General features: G+C 45.1%; 14 protein-coding genes. 7 read left to right on the top strand and 7 right to left on the bottom strand.

Translation table 11 applies throughout. From position 1 onward, the window contains the following. Window positions 1-16: 16 nt before the first annotated feature. From ACVBIU_RS16025 to ACVBIU_RS16010, 4 genes are all read left to right on the top strand, one after another. Window positions 17-3,250, top strand: a complete 3,234-nt coding sequence (locus ACVBIU_RS16025; RefSeq protein ID WP_447164257.1) for a glycoside hydrolase family 2 TIM barrel-domain containing protein — start codon at window positions 17-19, stop codon at window positions 3,248-3,250. Window positions 3,251-3,302: 52 nt separating this feature from the next. Continuing rightward, complete coding sequence (locus ACVBIU_RS16020) at window positions 3,303-4,724, top strand: solute:sodium symporter family transporter (protein ID WP_447164256.1); 1,422 nt, start codon at window positions 3,303-3,305, stop codon at window positions 4,722-4,724. A gap of 341 nt (window positions 4,725-5,065) precedes the next feature. Continuing rightward, window positions 5,066-6,220 carry a galactokinase gene (gene galK, locus ACVBIU_RS16015; RefSeq protein ID WP_447164255.1) on the top strand — a complete coding sequence of 385 codons (1,155 nt, stop codon included), beginning with the start codon at window positions 5,066-5,068 and terminating at the stop codon, window positions 6,218-6,220. A 24-nt stretch (window positions 6,221-6,244) separates the two neighbouring features. Then, a complete protein-coding gene (locus ACVBIU_RS16010; protein ID WP_447161503.1) occupies window positions 6,245-7,285 on the top strand; it encodes an aldose epimerase family protein in 1,041 nt (346 codons plus the stop codon). A gap of 56 nt (window positions 7,286-7,341) precedes the next feature. Here the strand turns inward: ACVBIU_RS16010 and ACVBIU_RS16005 are convergent, their stop codons facing one another. After that, window positions 7,342-7,758, bottom strand: coding sequence for a hypothetical protein (locus ACVBIU_RS16005; protein ID WP_447161502.1), 417 nt, complete (start codon window positions 7,756-7,758; stop codon window positions 7,342-7,344). A gap of 547 nt (window positions 7,759-8,305) precedes the next feature. On the opposite strand from ACVBIU_RS16005, the gene ACVBIU_RS16000 reads away from it, so the two are divergent. Then, on the top strand, window positions 8,306-9,037 hold the full coding sequence (locus ACVBIU_RS16000; protein ID WP_447164254.1) for a substrate-binding periplasmic protein: 732 nt from the start codon (window positions 8,306-8,308) through the stop codon (window positions 9,035-9,037). 102 nt (window positions 9,038-9,139) lie between these two features. On the opposite strand, the gene ACVBIU_RS15995 is transcribed toward ACVBIU_RS16000, so the two are convergent. Next, complete coding sequence (locus ACVBIU_RS15995; protein WP_447164253.1) at window positions 9,140-11,653, bottom strand: S8 family serine peptidase; 2,514 nt, start codon at window positions 11,651-11,653, stop codon at window positions 9,140-9,142. A gap of 450 nt (window positions 11,654-12,103) precedes the next feature. On the opposite strand from ACVBIU_RS15995, the gene ACVBIU_RS15990 reads away from it, so the two are divergent. Both ACVBIU_RS15990 and ACVBIU_RS15985 read left to right on the top strand, forming a co-directional pair. Then, the gene (locus ACVBIU_RS15990; RefSeq protein ID WP_447161499.1) at window positions 12,104-12,529 is read left to right on the top strand and encodes a curlin; all 426 of its coding nucleotides are present in this window, start codon (window positions 12,104-12,106) and stop codon (window positions 12,527-12,529) included. Window positions 12,530-12,543: 14 nt separating this feature from the next. Next, on the top strand, window positions 12,544-14,055 hold the full coding sequence (locus ACVBIU_RS15985) for a curlin (protein WP_447164252.1): 1,512 nt from the start codon (window positions 12,544-12,546) through the stop codon (window positions 14,053-14,055). A gap of 107 nt (window positions 14,056-14,162) precedes the next feature. On the opposite strand, the gene ACVBIU_RS15980 is transcribed toward ACVBIU_RS15985, so the two are convergent. The 5 genes from ACVBIU_RS15980 to ssb form a co-directional block, all read right to left on the bottom strand. Then, complete coding sequence (locus ACVBIU_RS15980; protein WP_447161497.1) at window positions 14,163-14,828, bottom strand: response regulator transcription factor; 666 nt, start codon at window positions 14,826-14,828, stop codon at window positions 14,163-14,165. Between the two features lie 292 nt (window positions 14,829-15,120). Further along, entirely contained in the window at window positions 15,121-15,882 is a 762-nt protein-coding gene (locus ACVBIU_RS15975) for a CsgG/HfaB family protein (protein ID WP_447161496.1), read from the bottom strand. A 3-nt stretch (window positions 15,883-15,885) separates the two neighbouring features. Beyond that, a complete protein-coding gene (locus tag ACVBIU_RS15970) occupies window positions 15,886-16,272 on the bottom strand; it encodes a curli assembly protein CsgF (RefSeq protein WP_447161495.1) in 387 nt (128 codons plus the stop codon). A gap of 10 nt (window positions 16,273-16,282) precedes the next feature. Beyond that, window positions 16,283-16,678, bottom strand: a complete 396-nt coding sequence (locus ACVBIU_RS15965) for a curli production assembly/transport protein CsgE (protein WP_447161494.1) — start codon at window positions 16,676-16,678, stop codon at window positions 16,283-16,285. Window positions 16,679-17,055: 377 nt separating this feature from the next. Continuing rightward, entirely contained in the window at window positions 17,056-17,730 is a 675-nt protein-coding gene (ssb, locus tag ACVBIU_RS15960; protein WP_447161493.1) for a single-stranded DNA-binding protein, read from the bottom strand. Window positions 17,731-17,741: the final 11 nt, after the last annotated feature.

Below are 17,741 nucleotides of genomic sequence, written 5' to 3'. Positions count from 1 at the left end.
AATAGAATAATAAATAATGAAAAATCATCCCTTTATAAAGCCCTTACCATCGCCCCGTAATAACGCTGCAGCCCGCTCGCTATTGACCGCTCTGCTTGCGCTTTTAGTTTGCCCTGTGAGCTATGCCAGCGCGCCCCCTGAGCGCTGGCAAAACCATCAGATTTTTGAGCAAAACAAACAAGCAGCGCATGCCAGTTTTTTTGGTTATTCGAGCTTAGCCAACGCGCTAAAAGATCAGCCTAAAGACAGCAGTAACTTTTTCGATCTTAATGGTCGGTGGCAGTTCCATTACGCTAAAAATCCTTTTAGTGTTCCCAAGGATTTTGCTCAAGCTGATACTAATCTTGAGGGCTGGCAGAGCATTCAAGTGCCCGGTAACTGGGAGACCCAAGGATTTGGCCATGCCATCTATTTAGATGAGCGCTATCCATTTACTACGACTTGGCCCGATGCGCCAGAAGACCATAACCCGACGGGAAGCTATCGTCGTGAAATAAGCCTGCCTAACGGCTGGCAAGATAAGCAAGTATTCTTGCACATTGGCGCAGCACGGTCGGCACTGACTGCGTTTGTTAACGGCACAGAAGTGGGTTATAGCCAAGGCGCCAAAACGCCAGCCGAATTTGATATCACTCCTTATTTGACCCAAGGAAAAAACTTACTGGCCTTACAAATTATCCGCTGGAGTGATGCGAGCTACTTAGAAAGCCAGGATATGCTCAGAGTCAGTGGTATTGAGCGCGATGTATACCTTTATGCCACCGAAAAGCAGCGTATAAGCGATATTGACGCGCAGTATCAACTTTCAAACGCTTTAGATAACGCCGAGGTTAACCTTAAGCTAACACTTGAAAACCATGCAAAAGCCAAAGATGTCAGCCTCAGCTATCGACTACTTTCCCCTCAAGGCGTTGAAGTCAGCAGCGGTGAACAAGATATCACTAAACTTAATAAACAGCAGCGCCAACAGTTCGACTTCTCCCTCAAGTCTCCCAAACTTTGGAGCGCAGAAACCCCAAACCTGTATCAGCTGATTGTTAGCCTTAACGACAGCCAAGGAAAACTGCTGCAAGCTAGCAGTCAACAGATAGGCTTTCGCCGTGTCGAGATAAAAGCGGGTCAGCTATTAGTCAACAACAAGGCCATTACTATTCGCGGCGTCGATAGGCACGAAACTGACCCCGATACCGGCCATGTAGTGAGCCGGGCAAGCATGGAAACCGATATCCGCTTGATGAAGCAAAACAACATCAATGCGGTGCGCTCAAGCCACTATCCAAACGATCCCTACTGGTTAAGTCTCACCGATAAATATGGTCTATATGTGATAGATGAGGCCAATATTGAGTCTCATCCATTAGCGATAGATAAGGAGACTCAACTTGGTAACGAGATGAGCTGGCTTCCCGCCCACAAGGCTCGCGTCGAACGCATGGTTGAGCGTGATAAAAACCATCCTTCTATCATCATCTGGTCACTCGGTAATGAAGCCGGAGAAGGCAAGCTTTTTGCCGCCCTCTATGACTGGATAAAACAGCGCGATCCGAGCCGCCCAGTGCAATATGAACCCGCTGGGCAACATGCTTATACCGATATTGTTGCCCCTATGTACCCATCGATTGAGCGTATTGAAAAGTACGCGAAGGCGCATACAGATAGACCACTTATCATGATTGAATATGCTCACGCGATGGGCAACTCTGTCGGTAACCTACAAGATTACTGGGACGTGATAGACCAATATCCTCAGCTGCAAGGTGGCTTTATTTGGGATTGGGTCGACCAGTCTCTGGCCTTTACCAATGACAATGGCCAGCGCTATTGGGCTTACGGCAAAGACTACCACCCGGACATGCCTACCGACGGTAACTTTCTTAATAATGGCTTAGTGGATCCAGACAGAAATCCACACCCCCACCTATCTGAAGTGAAAAAAGTCTATCAGCCATTTAAGCTGACAGGATTGAGTATTAAGCAGCAAAACGTCGAATTCACCCTGAAAAATCGCTATGACTTTATCGACACGCAAGGGTTAAACTTAGTCTGGACAGTGCAGCAAGATGGTCAATCTGTGGCTGACGGCTTATTAGCACTTCCACACATCAAAGCCGACACCAGTAAAGCGATTCGTTTTAGCTTATCTAAGACCGCGATTGAGCTCATGCAGCAAAAACCAGAGTTCGAGTATCAGCTTTTACTAGAGGTAAAAGTCGATACACCGCAACCTATGTTGCCCACCGATCACCTTATAGCCTTTGAGCAGTTTGAGCTGCACACGCCTAAAGCTGTGAGCGTAAAAACGATTGATGCTATTGAAGAGTCGGACGACAGCTGGGTATTAGGAAACGGTGACAGCCAGTATTTCATCGCTAAAAGCAATGGTTGGCTGAGCAAAGTTAAAGCCAATGATACAGTACTACTCGATAGCCCTCTCATGCCTAACTTCTGGCGCGCCCCAACAGATAACGACTTGGGTAACCAAATGCCTAAATGGGCCGATATGTGGCAAGATGCGGCTGCAGAGTTAACTCTAGCCTCCATCAACTATATCAGTGGCAACGCACCGGCTCTGGATGTTAGCCACCAGCACCCTACACTGGGTTTTACTTTAAAAACCCGTTATCGCGTGAGCCAGCAAGGTAAACTGTTAGTCAATAGTCAGTTTACCCCCGGTGATATAGAGCTTGCCGACCTGCCTCGATTTGGCTTCTCAGCACAACTGCCATTTGAGATGCGCTTTATGCACTACTTTGGCCGCGGCCCTGAAGAGACTTACGCCGATAGAAAAACGGGGAACCCTGTTGCTTGGTATGTTCTACCCATAGAGAAAACCTTCCATCGTTACTCTAGACCACAAGAAACAGGACAACGCACCGACGTACGTTATGTGGCAGTGACAAACAGTAAAGGTACAGGCTTGCTTGCCCAAACCACTATGGAAAAAGAATTACTGCAAACCAGCCTATGGCCATTTTCTCAAGCCGATATCGACTTTAGAGACGGCGATGCCGAAGGGTCAGCATCAGGACTCGTGCCAGTCACTGCCAACCATGGTGCAGAGATCCCCACACGCAACTTTGTCACCTGGAATATCGATTACAAGCAGATGGGAGTGGGGGGAGATACATCATGGGGGCGCCCCGTGCATACCCCCTATCGTATCGCGCCAGAGGCTATGTCTTTTGGCTTTAGCCTCGCGCCAACTCATGCTCAAAGCACGATAACCAAACAAGCTAGAACTCAACCCTAAAGCAATGAGTTACACACGGATATTAAAACTAAAATAGCAGTGAAGGATTAACATGGAACAGACTATTCAACTCGTTATATTTTTTGGCTTAACCGCCTTGGTAGGCTTAATAACCTACCTAAAGTGCCGAAACATCACTCGCGACACCAGTGATAGCAAAGACTACTTTCTTGCTGGCGGCGGCTTAAGTTGGGTAGTCGTGGCAGGCTCATTGATGATGACCAACATCAGCGCCGAGCAGATTGTAGGAATGAATGGTGCGCAAACCTTACTCGTTGCTTGGTGGGAGATTGCTGCAGCAGTGGGTCTGATAATCCTAGCTAAGTGGTTAATCCCTATCTATTACAAATACAACTGCACCACAACCACTGAGCTGCTTGAGCGCAAATATCAAGACAAAGGGATCCGTGCCATGGTGTCGGTGCTGTTTATGCTTGGCTACGCCTTCATCTTACTCCCTGTAGTACTGTATACCGGCTCACTATTTATGAAGTCGATGTTTGGCTTATCTATTTCAGTGACAGTGTTGGCCGTGATCTTTGCTGTAGTCGGCGCTATCTATGCCATTTTTGGTGGCCTAAGAGCCATCGCGATTTCAGATAGCCTCAATGGTGTTGGCTTATTATTCATGGGGGTCGTGGTCTCTTATCTAGCGCTTAATGCCGTCAACTGGGATCTCTCAGGGATCCCGATTGAACGCCTTACCTTGATTGGTGACGCCCAATCAGATATTCCCTGGCCCACTTTACTAACAGGCATGATCTTTATTCAGATCTTCTACTGGGGAACCAATATGGTTATCACCCAAAGAGCCTTGGCTGCAAAGTCAGTTGAAGAAGCGCAAAAAGGCCTTTATGCCGCAGTCGTCATGAAGCTTATCATTCCTATTATCGTGGTATTGCCCGGACTTGTTGCCTATAAGCTGTATGGTGATGTGGGTGATGTGGCCTACGGAAAATTAGTCGGTGACATCTTACCAAGTTGGATGTCTGGCGCATTTGCTGCGGTGATGGCGGGGGCAGTATTAAGCTCATTTAACTCATGCTTAAACTCAGCAGCTGCACTTTATACCTGTGATATTCATCAAAACTACATCAACCCGAATGCTGATGTGCGTAAGATTGGTACCCGTGTGGCATTAGTCTTCACCCTTATTTCATTATGCTTGGTTCCAGTATTTGCCCAGTCAGCCAGCATCATCTCACTACTACAGCAATTAAACGGCCTCTATTCTATGCCGGTATTGGCAGCCTTTATCTGCGCGCTTGCCTTTAAAGATGTCAATGCAAAAGCGATTAAGATAGGTCTGGTATTTGGTGTGTTGGTATATGCCGTGTTTACGTTTGTATGGAGCCCGCTGCACTTCATCCACATGATGGCGATCACTCTTGCCGCCACCATATTGGTGACCCTAGCACTGAGCAAGTTTGTTTTTGGGCCGCAAAGCCTAAATAGCCAATTGGTAACCGACTAAAGGTTAGCGGAAACGTAATGGCCCTGCGTAACCGTAGGGCATTAGGGGTCTTTGCCTGCTGAGTTTTTGTGCTATAAAAAAACTCAGTTACACAATCTACAAAGTCATGATATAAAACTAGAGATAGATATTGAGCAAGGCAATATGACACCAGTATAAAAACCTGACGTCACTAAAAAAACAGGCCTCATTGCCGCTCAATAAAATGTAACTCATTAAGATTAAATTTTAATGTATGCCGCTGTTATTAAATTGGTCACCAGAATCAAACTCAGCAAACTAAACAGTTTATTGCAATGTTTTGTACTGAACGTAAATATTAACATTCGGAAATTTTGATTATGTCCAATCCCGCTCAGCGAGCAAACAAACTGTTTGTGCAAACTTTTGGCACCCAAGCTGATGAGCTTTATTGTGCCCCTGGACGCGTTAACCTCATTGGTGAACATACCGACTATAACGATGGATTTGTGCTACCCGCCGCCATCAACTTCCATACCGCCATAGTAGTCAAGCGCCGTGATGACCTTCGCTTTCGCGCCGTATCTGACGCCTTTCCCGGTGAAATTGAAGAGTGGGTATTTGGTGAAGAAGGAGTGCCAGTTAAAAACCATTGGTCGAACTACTTAAAAGGTTTCACTGCCGCTATGGCCACCTCGGGTCTTGCCCCCAAAGGGCTCGATCTAGCCGTTGTCAGTAATGTGCCAATGGGCGCAGGCCTGTCGTCTTCTGCAGCCCTTGAGGTTGCTTTTGGCACCGCGGTTAACGACTGTAGTCAAATCAAGCTCTCACCTCTTGCCATCGCTCAGTTAGCACAACGCGGCGAAAACCAATTTGTTGGCTGCGCCTGCGGTATCATGGATCAGATGATCAGCGCGCTAGGTGAGCAGGACCATGCACTGCTTATCGACTGCCTCGATTTAGACAGTGAGGCGGTCAGTATTCCTGACAGTTTAAGCTTGATTATTATCAACTCTAATGTTCAACGCGGCCTCGTCGATTCGGAGTATAACCTTCGACGTGAGCAGTGTGAGCAAGCTGCTGCCCACTTTGGTCTTGAATCACTACGAGATCTGGATTTAGCCAGCCTTGAAGCGGGTAAATCTGAATTAACTGAAGCTTGTTATAAACGCGCAAAGCACGTTATCACTGAAAATCGACGCACCCAAAATGCAGCATGGGCACTAGAGTCTGCTGACATAGCGAAGGTCAGCCGTTTAATGGCAGAGTCCCATGCATCAATGCGGGATGATTTTGAAATCACCACAACAGAAATCGATTACCTCGTTGAGATCATCGCTAATGTTATTGGTGAGCGTGGCGGCGTTCGCATGACTGGCGGAGGCTTTGGCGGCTGTGTTGTCGCCTTGGTCGATCACGCGCTCACCGACGCTGTTGTAGAAATTGTTGAACAGAAATATGCTGAAAAAACAGGTTTAGAAGCCGATATTTATCTGTGCAACGCTTGCGATGGCGCCAAGCGTATCGACGACTAGCTTAACCATTAACAGGACCTAATTATGGTACGTATTCGCCCCCTCGAGCCTTGGACTGATCCACGTGGTGGACAAATTGAGCGACTGCTCATCGACAACGGTACTATCGCCATTGAGGTGTTAAGCCTAGGTGGGATAATTCGCTCTTTATGGGCACCAGATCGAGATGGCGAGCGTGCCAATTTAGTTTTAGGCTGTGATAGCGCCGAAGATTATCTAGCACAAAATGCCTATCTGGGTGCCGTTGCAGGGCGGTATGCAAACCGCATCGCTAACGGCCAATTTAGTATTGGTCACAACCTGTATCAACTCGATGTCAATCAAGAGACTAACTGCTTACACGGCGGCAGCGAGGGATTTCATAAAAAAAACTGGCAGCTAGGCCCTTTACCAGACGGTGTGCGTCTCAGTCTAAGAAGCCCTGATGGAGATATGGGGTTTCCGGGAAACTGCAATGTGCAGTTAGATTATCGCCTTGTTGGCAACAATCTTTATATCGAAATCTTAGCCAACTCAGATAAACCCTGCCCCATCAGCTTGACTCAACACAGTTATTTCAACTTAGATGCCAGCGACTCAAGTCTAGCGCACCAACTGCAAATCGATGCCACTGAGTATCTCGAAATGAATAATGTAGGAGTGCCTAGTGGGATCTGCGAAACCCGTGGCAGCGGTTTAGACTTATCTGTACCGACTCAACTGCAGTCGCTGATTGGTCGTGAGGAGTTAACTGCAACATCAGGTTTAGATCATTGCTTTTTATTACCGCAAAGTGAGTCGACATTACAGCGGTTTGGTAGGCTGAGCTCAGCCTACAGCGGTCGAAGCTTGACCCTATATACCAATCAGCCAGGCGTGCAGGTTTACGGTGCTAACCATTTACAAGGCATTACAGGTAAAAATCAAAAGACACTAAAACAGTACCAAGGTGTGTGCTTGGAGCCTCAGCAGATCCCCGATGCACCAAACCAAGCGGATATTGCAGGTGATGCTGTCATAGCTGCTGGTGAGATTTATCATCATATTAGCCGCTATCAATTTGAAAATGATGTTGCTGCTAATTAGTCACTTCTAATTACATTAAGCAAAAAAAAACAGCGCTAGCGCTGTTTTTTCATTAATTAATCATCGTAATCGTCTGACCAGTCATCATCATAGTCATCGTCACCGCCTGCCGACTCTAGTTCAGGCTCATCATCATCGACTGGTGCAGCCTTTGCCTTTTTAGGTGCAGCAGCAGCCTTAGGATTATTAGCCTCTACCCAGCCTTGATGTTTAGCCATAAACTCTTCTCTTGCTGCAAACCAAGCGGCGCCATAAGTTTTATCAACTTCAGCTATCGCCTGCTCATCAAGCTCATGTAAGTTAGGCTTAACGATATCTTCTGCATACTCAATAATTGACTCTCGAGTCGCGTTATAGAAGTAAACACGTCCAGCAGAAGCATCAGGAAACTGTTTATCATGAATTAGAATGGTATTGCCACGAGCTGTTCTTAGTTCGCCGTACCATACTGGTTTTTTTGTCGTCTTATACATATATGTTAATGCCCTTAAATCAACACATACAAAAATCAATAAGAGGCAAATTGCGCTAACATTTACCTCCGTTTTCCCTGTATTTCGTCATCAGGGACAGAAGCGGTATTTTTACAGATTTTTGCCGAATATCAATAGTTGTAAATACAAAATATCACTCTCAAAGATGAAATAAATCACATAAATTATTCAGCTCTTATCGAATTTAGTTCAAAGCAGCGGTTATTCAAGTTTTTCGTTATCAATAAATTCAAAAAATTATGAACTAGGTTAAGAACCCTCACAACATCAACCGTTTAAACAACAATCATCGACAAATAACAACAAGCGACTTTTATGACATAAAACAGCTACCACTATAGTGTAAGTACAATATGACAAGAGCATGTCAACCCGCTCATAAAGGAGCGCCGCCTAAAAGAGAAATACTATTTTTCCCGCCCCCAATGACAAGCTTAGACCACTAAATAAGCTAAATATCCCCCTTTATCGGCATACTTTTGATAGACTAGTCTCGCCTTATAGAGTGACTAACAATAGGATTGTTTTGAAGTGTAGATTACTAATCGTATTAGCCGTAAGCTTCTCCTCCCACGCAGACGAGATCATCGTTGCATCAGATATATGGTGCCCCTATATCTGCACTGATGATTCAGGTTATGTGGTCGAGTTAACCCAACAAGCCTTTGCCTCGGTGAATATCAACGTCAAGTTTGAGCTCATCCCCTTTCAGCGCGCATTGAAGCTTGCAAGTCAGCATAAGATTGATGCTGTGCTGGCTGTCACGAGTGAGCATGTGGCCGCTTTTGAACTTTATAATAATCACCTTGTTATTGGGCAATATACCAATGACTTCTTTACCCACAGCAATGACGACTGGCAATTTACTGATCTCCCTAGCCTAGATGATAAACACCTAGCCTCTATCTTAGGGTATGACTATGGCAACGCATTGAACCAATACCTTAAACAACACCCAACTCATTTTCGAACTTCAGGGGAAACCCCGCTAAAAACGAACCTTCACTTAGTGATCAAAAACCGCGTAGATGTCATATTAGGCAATCACTATGTTATCGATTACTCAGCCAAAAAAAACGGTTATAGCGACCTTATTCGCTTTGCGGGCAGCGAAGGAGAAGCTACTCCACTCTATGTAGGCTTTAGCCACAATGTGCAAGGCCTGCAATATGCTGAAAAATTTGCAGAAGGCGTTAAAAACTTAAAACGCTCTGGTGCCTATCAAGCCATTCTCGATAAATACCACGTTAACTTTTAAACCTATGTGCTTAAAGCTGTAGCCCTCAAAATACAGACATAAAAAAAGCGACCATAAGGTCGCTTCATATAACTAAATAACAGTATTACTCACTAAGTAAACTTAGAAAGCTGCTGTTATCACATCAGAACAAAGACTGCTTGATGCTTCACATACCTTGTATTCTACCGATGCTGCAGCACCAGAGAAACGGTCACGGTAACGGCCATCATTGCTTGTAGTTGCTATCGCATTGCCATCACGATAAATCACCACGTTATCACCTGATGCACCATCCCAAGTTAAGTCGACCAGTGCACTGCCACGACGTGATAGCTTAGCGCGTGCGACACCCGCTGTAATGCTATGCTCAAAGACCTCTACATTCATCGTCACGGTATCACTATTACCTTCAGCATCTGTAACCGTCATAGATACAGTGTAAGTTCCAGCAGCCGCGTAACTATGAGCTGGGCTCATCTCTGTCGATACACCACCATCACCCAGATCCCAGCTATAACCAACAATATCATCGTTCACATCACTACTTGAGTTAGTAAAGGCAACATTGAGACCATCTACAGCATAGCTAAAGCCAGCGACAGGTGCAGCTGGAGCCGCCTCACCCACACCAGAGATAATCATCCCCCAGCTATTGAGTGTTCCCGTATCCGAACCAACATTGTCATCAACTGACAATGTCCAAGTACCGGTTGCCATTTCACCATTAAAGGCACTCAAGTCCCAGCTCTTAACGATATCGTCTGCACTGCCACCTTCACGGTTATGTAGCACAACTTCAGTGCCAGCTGGCGAAGTTAAGGTGACGGCGAGATCGCCGCTCCAAGTATGAGAGATATCCACATTAGCGTTAACACCAAATACCTGAACATCATCGGCAATCACGATAGTGCTAACAATACCTGCCGGATCATTATCAGGGATCGCTGCAGAATCAGTATTTGAGTAAGTAAAGTCCTGAATACCTTCAGGTAGCACTGTGAGTGAAACCGCTTTGCTCTTAACAATGCTGCCGTCATCACCCGAAACCGTTATGGTGTAATCTCCCCAAGCAGCTGCAGCATCAGTTGCAACATCAACAGTAAAGCTATCACCTGCCATTACGCTGCTACTCGATAACGTTACACCAGCAAGAGTTGGCGTAACATCGACAGTTAATGCCACTGTACCGTCCCACCCCGCGACACTGCCGACACTAAAGTCATAACGAGTTGAGCTACCGGCTTCTACAGTTTGTGAAGTTGGCGTTACCGTAAAGCGATAAGCAGGATCGGGATCGGCAAGATCAAGCGCGTTGGCTACGTTCAATCGCGTCCCCGCAACGGTCTTACCTGCAAGTGCAGTATTGGCATCACCAGAATCCATCAGCAACTGCTTCATCTCTAACGGTGTTAAGTCTGGATTAATAGACCATACTAGCGCTGCAGCACCTGTCATATGAGGTGTCGCCATTGATGTACCAGAGTATGTCGAGTACGTGTTGCCCGGTGTAGTTGAAAGAATAGCTGAACCCGGCGCCCCCATATCAACGCTGGTTAAGCCCCACTGAGAAAAGCTAGACATGTCATCATTTCGATCTGTGCTGGCAATCGACATAACCGCATCAGAATCATAACTTGATGGATAGTGCGGATTCGCATCATTATCGACCGCACTGTTACCCGCTGCAGCAAAGAACAAAATCCCAGCATCACCACCGGCATCGATAGAGTCTTTCAACGCTTGGCTAAAGCCACCGCCGCCCCAAGAGTTATTCGTCGCCTTAATTTCTACGCCATGATTTAACTTTAAATCTGTCATATAGTCGATACAAGCAATCGCATTAGCCGTAGAGCCTGAGCCACTCGAATCTAAGAACTGACAACCCACAATACTCACGTCCCAGTTAACACCTACAACGCCAACACCATTGTTACCCGACGCACCAATCGTCCCTGCTACGTGAGTACCATGGCCGTTGCCGTCCATAGGATCGCCACTGTTATTCACAGCGTTAAAACCATGAATATCATCGATTACACCGTTACCATCATCATCGATGCCGTTACCAGCAATTTCATTCGGGTTGGTCCACATATTTGCCTGTAGATCTGGGTGGTTATAATCAACACCGGTATCAATTACACCAACCACAATAGCGCTATCACCAGTGGTGACATCCCAAGCTTCTACTGCATCAATATCGGCATCAGCTACACCGCCATCTTGGCCCGTGTTATTCATGCCCCATAAAGACACAAAGTCTGGATCATCAGGCGTACCAATCGCCTTAATCACATAGTTAGGTTCTGCATATTTTACTGCAGGATGACGACTGATCATCTTGATCGCCTGCCCAACATCTGAACCTGGACGAAGTGATAATCTAGCCAGCTTACCCTCAAGCAAGTTAGCAAAACGGTCATCAACACCATCGGCATTAACATCACGCATAGAAGCCCTAACCAGACGTTGAGCCGACGCGCGCTCGCTCTGAGTGGCATTGTCTTTATAAACAACGATTAGCGAGTCTTTAATATATTCGTGTTGAGTTACTACTTTCGCCTGCACTGGAGCAGACGAAACCGCGATAATTCCAGCGATAGCAGAGGCTAACGGTGTCAGTTTCTTAAACATAAACAGGTTCCCTATTAATCCTTTAAATTTCCCGAACCGGTACCCCAAACACTCCATTATCCAGCCCATAACAACGCTTGGCTTGTTGAAAACAAAAGTGAACATCCGGCATTTTTAACCCATCAAATTGTTGCCACAGCGCCTCAGTATTTGAAAGAGCTTGCCGACCAATTAGGACTAAACTACTAATCCCATTGCATTATAAAAAGTGCCCCAAAAACAGTTAAAAAAACCAAAACCTCTTAGCATTCAACAGTAAAAAGATAATCTATCGTCAGATTGGTAGAATTTTCATCTACTCAAATAAGTAGACCTTTTTCTTATTGCAGCAAAAAAACAACAGGGTAACTTGAGGAACTTATCTGGCGAGCAACTTCTAGTAAAGAGACCTCACCAGCAAGCACAAAGTGAAGTGTGCTTCACCTTGTAATCTTAATGAAGGAGCGTTAAGTGTCGGTTTTTAAAACAGTTGGAGTCATCCTTGCCCTCTCACTCTATTCAGCCTCTAGCCTTGGCAATGAATCAGAGTTAGTTGCCAATGAACTCCCCATAACACTGCAAACACTTCTCGAAAGTTCAGGGCGAGACAACATTATTAACCTTGTGCAAGTCGGCGTACTTAACCAAGCCAGTCTGAGCCAGTCTGGCGAGGGAAATATCACTGACTTAATCCAAGTTGGCAGTAGTAATCAAGCAGAAGTCATTCAATTTGGACAAGATAATGAAGTTGATCTTTTACAAGCTGGGACGGATAACCAAGCCTATATCACCCAGATTGGCAATGACAATTTAGTACAAATAAATCAGCTGGGAAGTGCCAGTTTTTCAATTGAACAGATTGCAGACGGTGCCGCAATCACAATTACTCAATATTAAGCAGGGAGCCTCTAATGAGATCGCAAACAACTAAAACTATGATTGCGCTAGCGATTACAGCAAGTTTAGGCCTAAGCAGCAATGCATTAGCCGATTCAGCAAACAGTGCCACAATTATTCAAACCACTGTCGCATCGGGTGACGTTGTTGGTCAGGACGCTACCATTCGCCAAACCGGTGATCTACATATTGCTAGCGTTAAACAGACCGGTGATGACCAAGCAGCGACTGTCACACAAGATGGCGAGTGGATTGAGGCCTACGTTGAGTCAACGGGTGAAGGCAATGTGATTGATATTAATCAAACTGAAGATTGGCACATTACAGATGCAAACATTGAAGGTGACGGCAACGAAGTGAATGTCAATCAATCAGGCTTTTTTAGCCAAATTGATATTGATGTGACGGGTAATAGCAACATGGTTGATGTCATGCAGACTGGTGAGCAAAACGAAGCTGTTGTTGAACTCGTGGGGGCTGAAAACACGAGCTATGTTGAGCAAGATGGTAACGGTAACTTTGCCACGTTCCGTGTTGAAGGTAACGGCAACGACGGTGATATCACTCAGTACGGCGACAACAACGTTGCAGGTATGGTATCACTGGATATTAGCGCCAATGTTGGTGACAACAACGACGTTGAGGTTTACCAAGAAGGCAATGATAACCTAGGTGCAGTTAAAGGCGTTGAGGGCGATAACAATAATTTTGTTGTCTCTCAAGCAGGCGATAGCAATACAGGTTTTGTATATGCGCTGGCCGGTTCTGATAATGAAATTGAAATTGAACAAGTTGGTACCAGTAACACGGCTTACTTAGCCTTTACCGCTGGTGACGACAATGACATCGAGATTGAGCAAGATGGTAGCTCGAACACCATTGGCGATACATTAGTTGCCGAAATTCAAGGTGGTGATAATACGATTCGTATTGAGCAAGATGGTGATAATAATGGCGCTGAGTTTCAAGTATTTGGTGACGAAAACAGTGTGAATCTAGATCAAGAAGGCAATGGTAACTTTGCGACATTCGCTCAGTATGGTGACGACAATGATATCTCAATCATATCTGACGGTGACGCCAATACTGCAGTAGCCTTCACTGAACTCGACGATAACAGCATCGAAATCGCTCAAGAAGGCAATGAGAACTTCGGTTATGCCGACGTACTAGGCTTCGGTAATGATGTTGATATCGAGCAAGATGGCAACCAAAATGAAGCCCTTGTTACAGTCGTCGGTTTTGATAACACTGAAGTAGAAATGACGCAAGAAGGTGATCTTAACCTGATTGACCTCATTATTGTAGGCGATGAAAATATCGCGACTATCTATCAAACAGGCAATGGCAACTGGGTTGGCGCTGAAGATGACGGTGGCTTTATGGTTGAAGGCGTAGAAAACACGCTGACTATTGCCCAAACTGGTAACGATAACCTCGTAATGGGTTCTCAGTCAGGTTCTGGTAACGCAATTTCAGTTACGCAAACTGGTGACTTTAATACAGCAACGGTAATGCAAAACTAAAATATAACTTCAAAGTGAGATCAAAAAAGGGAGCTTAGGCTCCCTTTCTTTTTATATATTACTTCAGTGTTAATTTAAGCCAGAAGTAACATTCCACTATCTAAGCATTAAGAGCAGAGTTCGAATTGGCTTTGGTAGGTTTGCGCCCAACGTAATAGCTCAACCCTATTGCGTGACTGAGTCTTTCTAAAAATCGATGAAATATGTGCCTTAACCGTATGCTCACTAATGCAAAGCTGATGAGCAATCTCTTTATTACGTGCTCCACTTGATACGAGCTGAATAATGGTTCTTTCACGCCCAGTTAGCATTTGTAGCATTACCACCGTGTCTTGCAAAGATTCAGAGCCACTATCTAAACGCTTAACTAAGTGATTAAACATTTCACTGAGTAATTTTCTGTCGTACCACAGCTCATTGGCGACCATTTTGCGCAAGCCAGTTAATAGTAGATCCATTCCCTGATCCGCATACAACAAGCCCTTAATTCCCAACAGCATTGCAGCTTTAGGATCTAATGAGTCGCGCTCAACTTGGTATAAAGCGATGGGATACTGAGATACGAGCCTAGCAGCAACTAAAGGGATCCCTTTACTATCAAGGGCTGTACCTTTTTGAGCAACAAGATAGAAGCGATTACATTCTTTAGCCACCACAAGATCTGACGGCTTTTTGATTACTCTGGTTTTTAAACCAATCGATTCGGCTAAAATAGCCAAGTGACAGGGCGATGCGACCTGATGAATAAATACTAACTCATCGATTTTACTCATTGAATTCTCTCCGTGAATTTGCCAGTTCCCTGCACTATAGACAGTCAGTAAAGTAGACCCCTAACATGACCAACCCCTATGTCAGCAACAAGATTGCAACATTAATACCGCACAACGAAATAAATAGCCACAAAAACAGGTACGCACAAGCATTTAGCCTGTAAATAAAATCATACACGGAAGATTAAACTGAATATTGGATATTAAATATGAAATATTGATAGGCAAGGTGAGCAAGAAAAATGTTTTCTTGCTCACTTAGCAGTGCATTTATTAACAAAATATAAAATACTTATGCGGCCGTCCAGTAGCCCATCTTAACGCCTTTATCAACAAGCTCCGATACCGCTAATTCAATCGCTTGTAGCACACAAAATTGTACCGGCTCATTGGTTGTAAAGCCGACTTCCGCTTCAGCTAAGCGGTTAAGGCTGGTAAAGCGGATCAATCCTGCACGCATTTCCTGAGAAAAGACTCGTTTTGTTGTCGACACTGACATCATGACTTTACCCGTATGTACATCAACAGCACGTAGATAAATGGTCACTTGATCTTCACGATACATTTCTGATGCGCCAATCCCGTAATACTCGACTCCAGCACCACCAGTACTGATATTAGTTTCATAACTAATAATGCCGCCCTCTAATAAAAGTCGAGCATTGGTTAGCTGAGGCACCTCGTCTTTTTTCGTCTTTACAGGTTGTTTTTTAGTAATTTTTCTCTCGGTTAATAGGTTTTGTAGCCCCTCTCTTTCAACCGGAGTGAACCACTTTGAATCAAGCAATGTTTGCACCAGCATAGACGTGGCACCTTGGGTGACAGCTGTCGAGAATGAGCTGACATTTTGCTGAGGCTTATACTGACCCGTTTGATCCCTAAAAGAATAGACCGCAACCGGGATTGGATACTTTGGCCCAGGCTTTGCCATTAAAGCCTGCATGGTTTCGCTAGTTGGATTAAGTTTAGCTTCGGTAATATTCAGTTCAGGCTTTGGAATAAGACTACAGCCGACCAAACCGAGTGCAACAATCAACGTGGTTAACGATTTCATCAGTTACCCTCCATATGTCGGCATTTCAATAACGGTCACTTCACCCGTAAGCAAGTTAGTTATCGTCAACATAACGCCACCACCAATTGATGCAACTTCAATTCTAAAATCGCCCGTGTCATAGGTGCCATCTGTGATTTCACCACTGGCCACACCACGCGTGATGGTGTTCATGATGTTACGTTCAAGGGACTCCTTAAAGCGGGTGACAAAATCTTTTTCGCTCGTACCGGCCGTATGGTCATTTTGCGCATTGGCCTTGTTGAGTAGATAAGAACCGTTCAGCGCAGAGCCACCAAAACTGGGATTAATTGGTGTATAAACCAGCTCTGTTGCTTGGCTAGGGCTCGCTAATAGCAGCCCTATGAGAATTAACATCCTGTTATTCATTATCGTTATCCTAGTATCCGTCAGAACCGTCTGCCAACTCTCCTGTAATCGCATTTGCCCTAACCCGAGCTAAATGATCGATTGTGAGTAAAATAGCCTGCTCTGCTCTTTCTTTTATTGGACTCGCTCTACGTCCAAAATGGGTTTTGTAGATGGTTATCCCATTCACCTCTAGAGTGAGTAAGGTACCCGCTTGTGGGAAGACCGTTTCATATAAAGTGACGTTAAAACCTTGAGTAAAAGGCAGGTCTCGCCAATAGCTTGAATAATAGAAGCTAAAATCTTTCCCAAAACGGGTGAGCGTTCTATCGATAACTAAGCCACTAATTTCAATATCGTTATCTTCAGCAGCGACAGGGAAAGTACAGCAGAAAATCAGTATAAGAATTGAAATTGTTTTCCGCATAACCAGTGCAACCCTTGGGTAGAATTTCTCATTTGAAAACCTGATAACAACACTTAGTCGTACTTAGTCGTCGCCATCCCGCTGCTATAATTTTGAGTTTTCTACACTAGCAGCTATTCCATCTATTTTGATGCCCAAAACGAGACTGTTTGCCACTGGAATATCAAAGGTAGAAAAAAGGCGTAGTACTTTTAGGTACGTTTGCAGAAAAGCGAGGTATTAAATCAATGATAAATGTTCAAAAAAAAGCCCAGCATTTCTGCTGGGCTCAGGGATATTTATCTATATAAAAGTGTCAGAAAAAGAAAAACCCAATCAAATGACTGGGTTTAGGGTACTTATACTAGTTAATCTTACATAACTATAATAACTGGGATCTAGAACGGGATATCGTCGTCCCAGCCATCATCCAAATCTGGAGTGAAGTTCTGCTGTGGCTGCGGTGCTGGGCGCTGTTGTGGCGCTTGCTGAGGAGCCGGAGTAGACTGTGGCTTAGGTGCATAACCACCTTGCTGTGGAGCTTGTTGTTGCGGCGCAGCCTGCTGGTAACCACTCTGCTGAGCAGGTGCTTGTTGTGGCTTAGGTGCATAACCGCCCTGCTGTGGAGCTTGTTGTTGCGGCGCAGGTGCGTATCCACCTTGCTGCTGTGATTGCTGCTGGCCATAACCAGAGTTACCACCTTGTGCCGGAGCGCCACCGCTTTGGTTGCGACTACCTAGCATCTGCATGCTACCACTTTGATCGACAACAACTTCAGTGCTGTAACGATCTTGTCCGCTTTGGTCTTTCCACTTACGTGTTTGTAGCTTGCCTTCAAGATAAACTTGAGAGCCTTTACGTAAATATTCACCAGTGATTTCAGCTAACTTGCCGAACATCACAACACGGTGCCATTCAGTACGCTCCTGCTGTTGACCTTGTTGGTCTTTCCAAGACTCACTTGTCGCCACGGTAATATTGGCTACGGCATTGCCATTCGGCATATAACGTACTTCAGGATCTTGTCCTAAATTGCCCACCAAAATTACTTTATTGACACCACGACTAGCCATTGAAATCTCCT

It is taken from the genome of Shewanella sp. 30m-14 (genome assembly GCF_052977125.1).
This window is presented reverse-complemented; position numbering and strand designations above follow the sequence as displayed.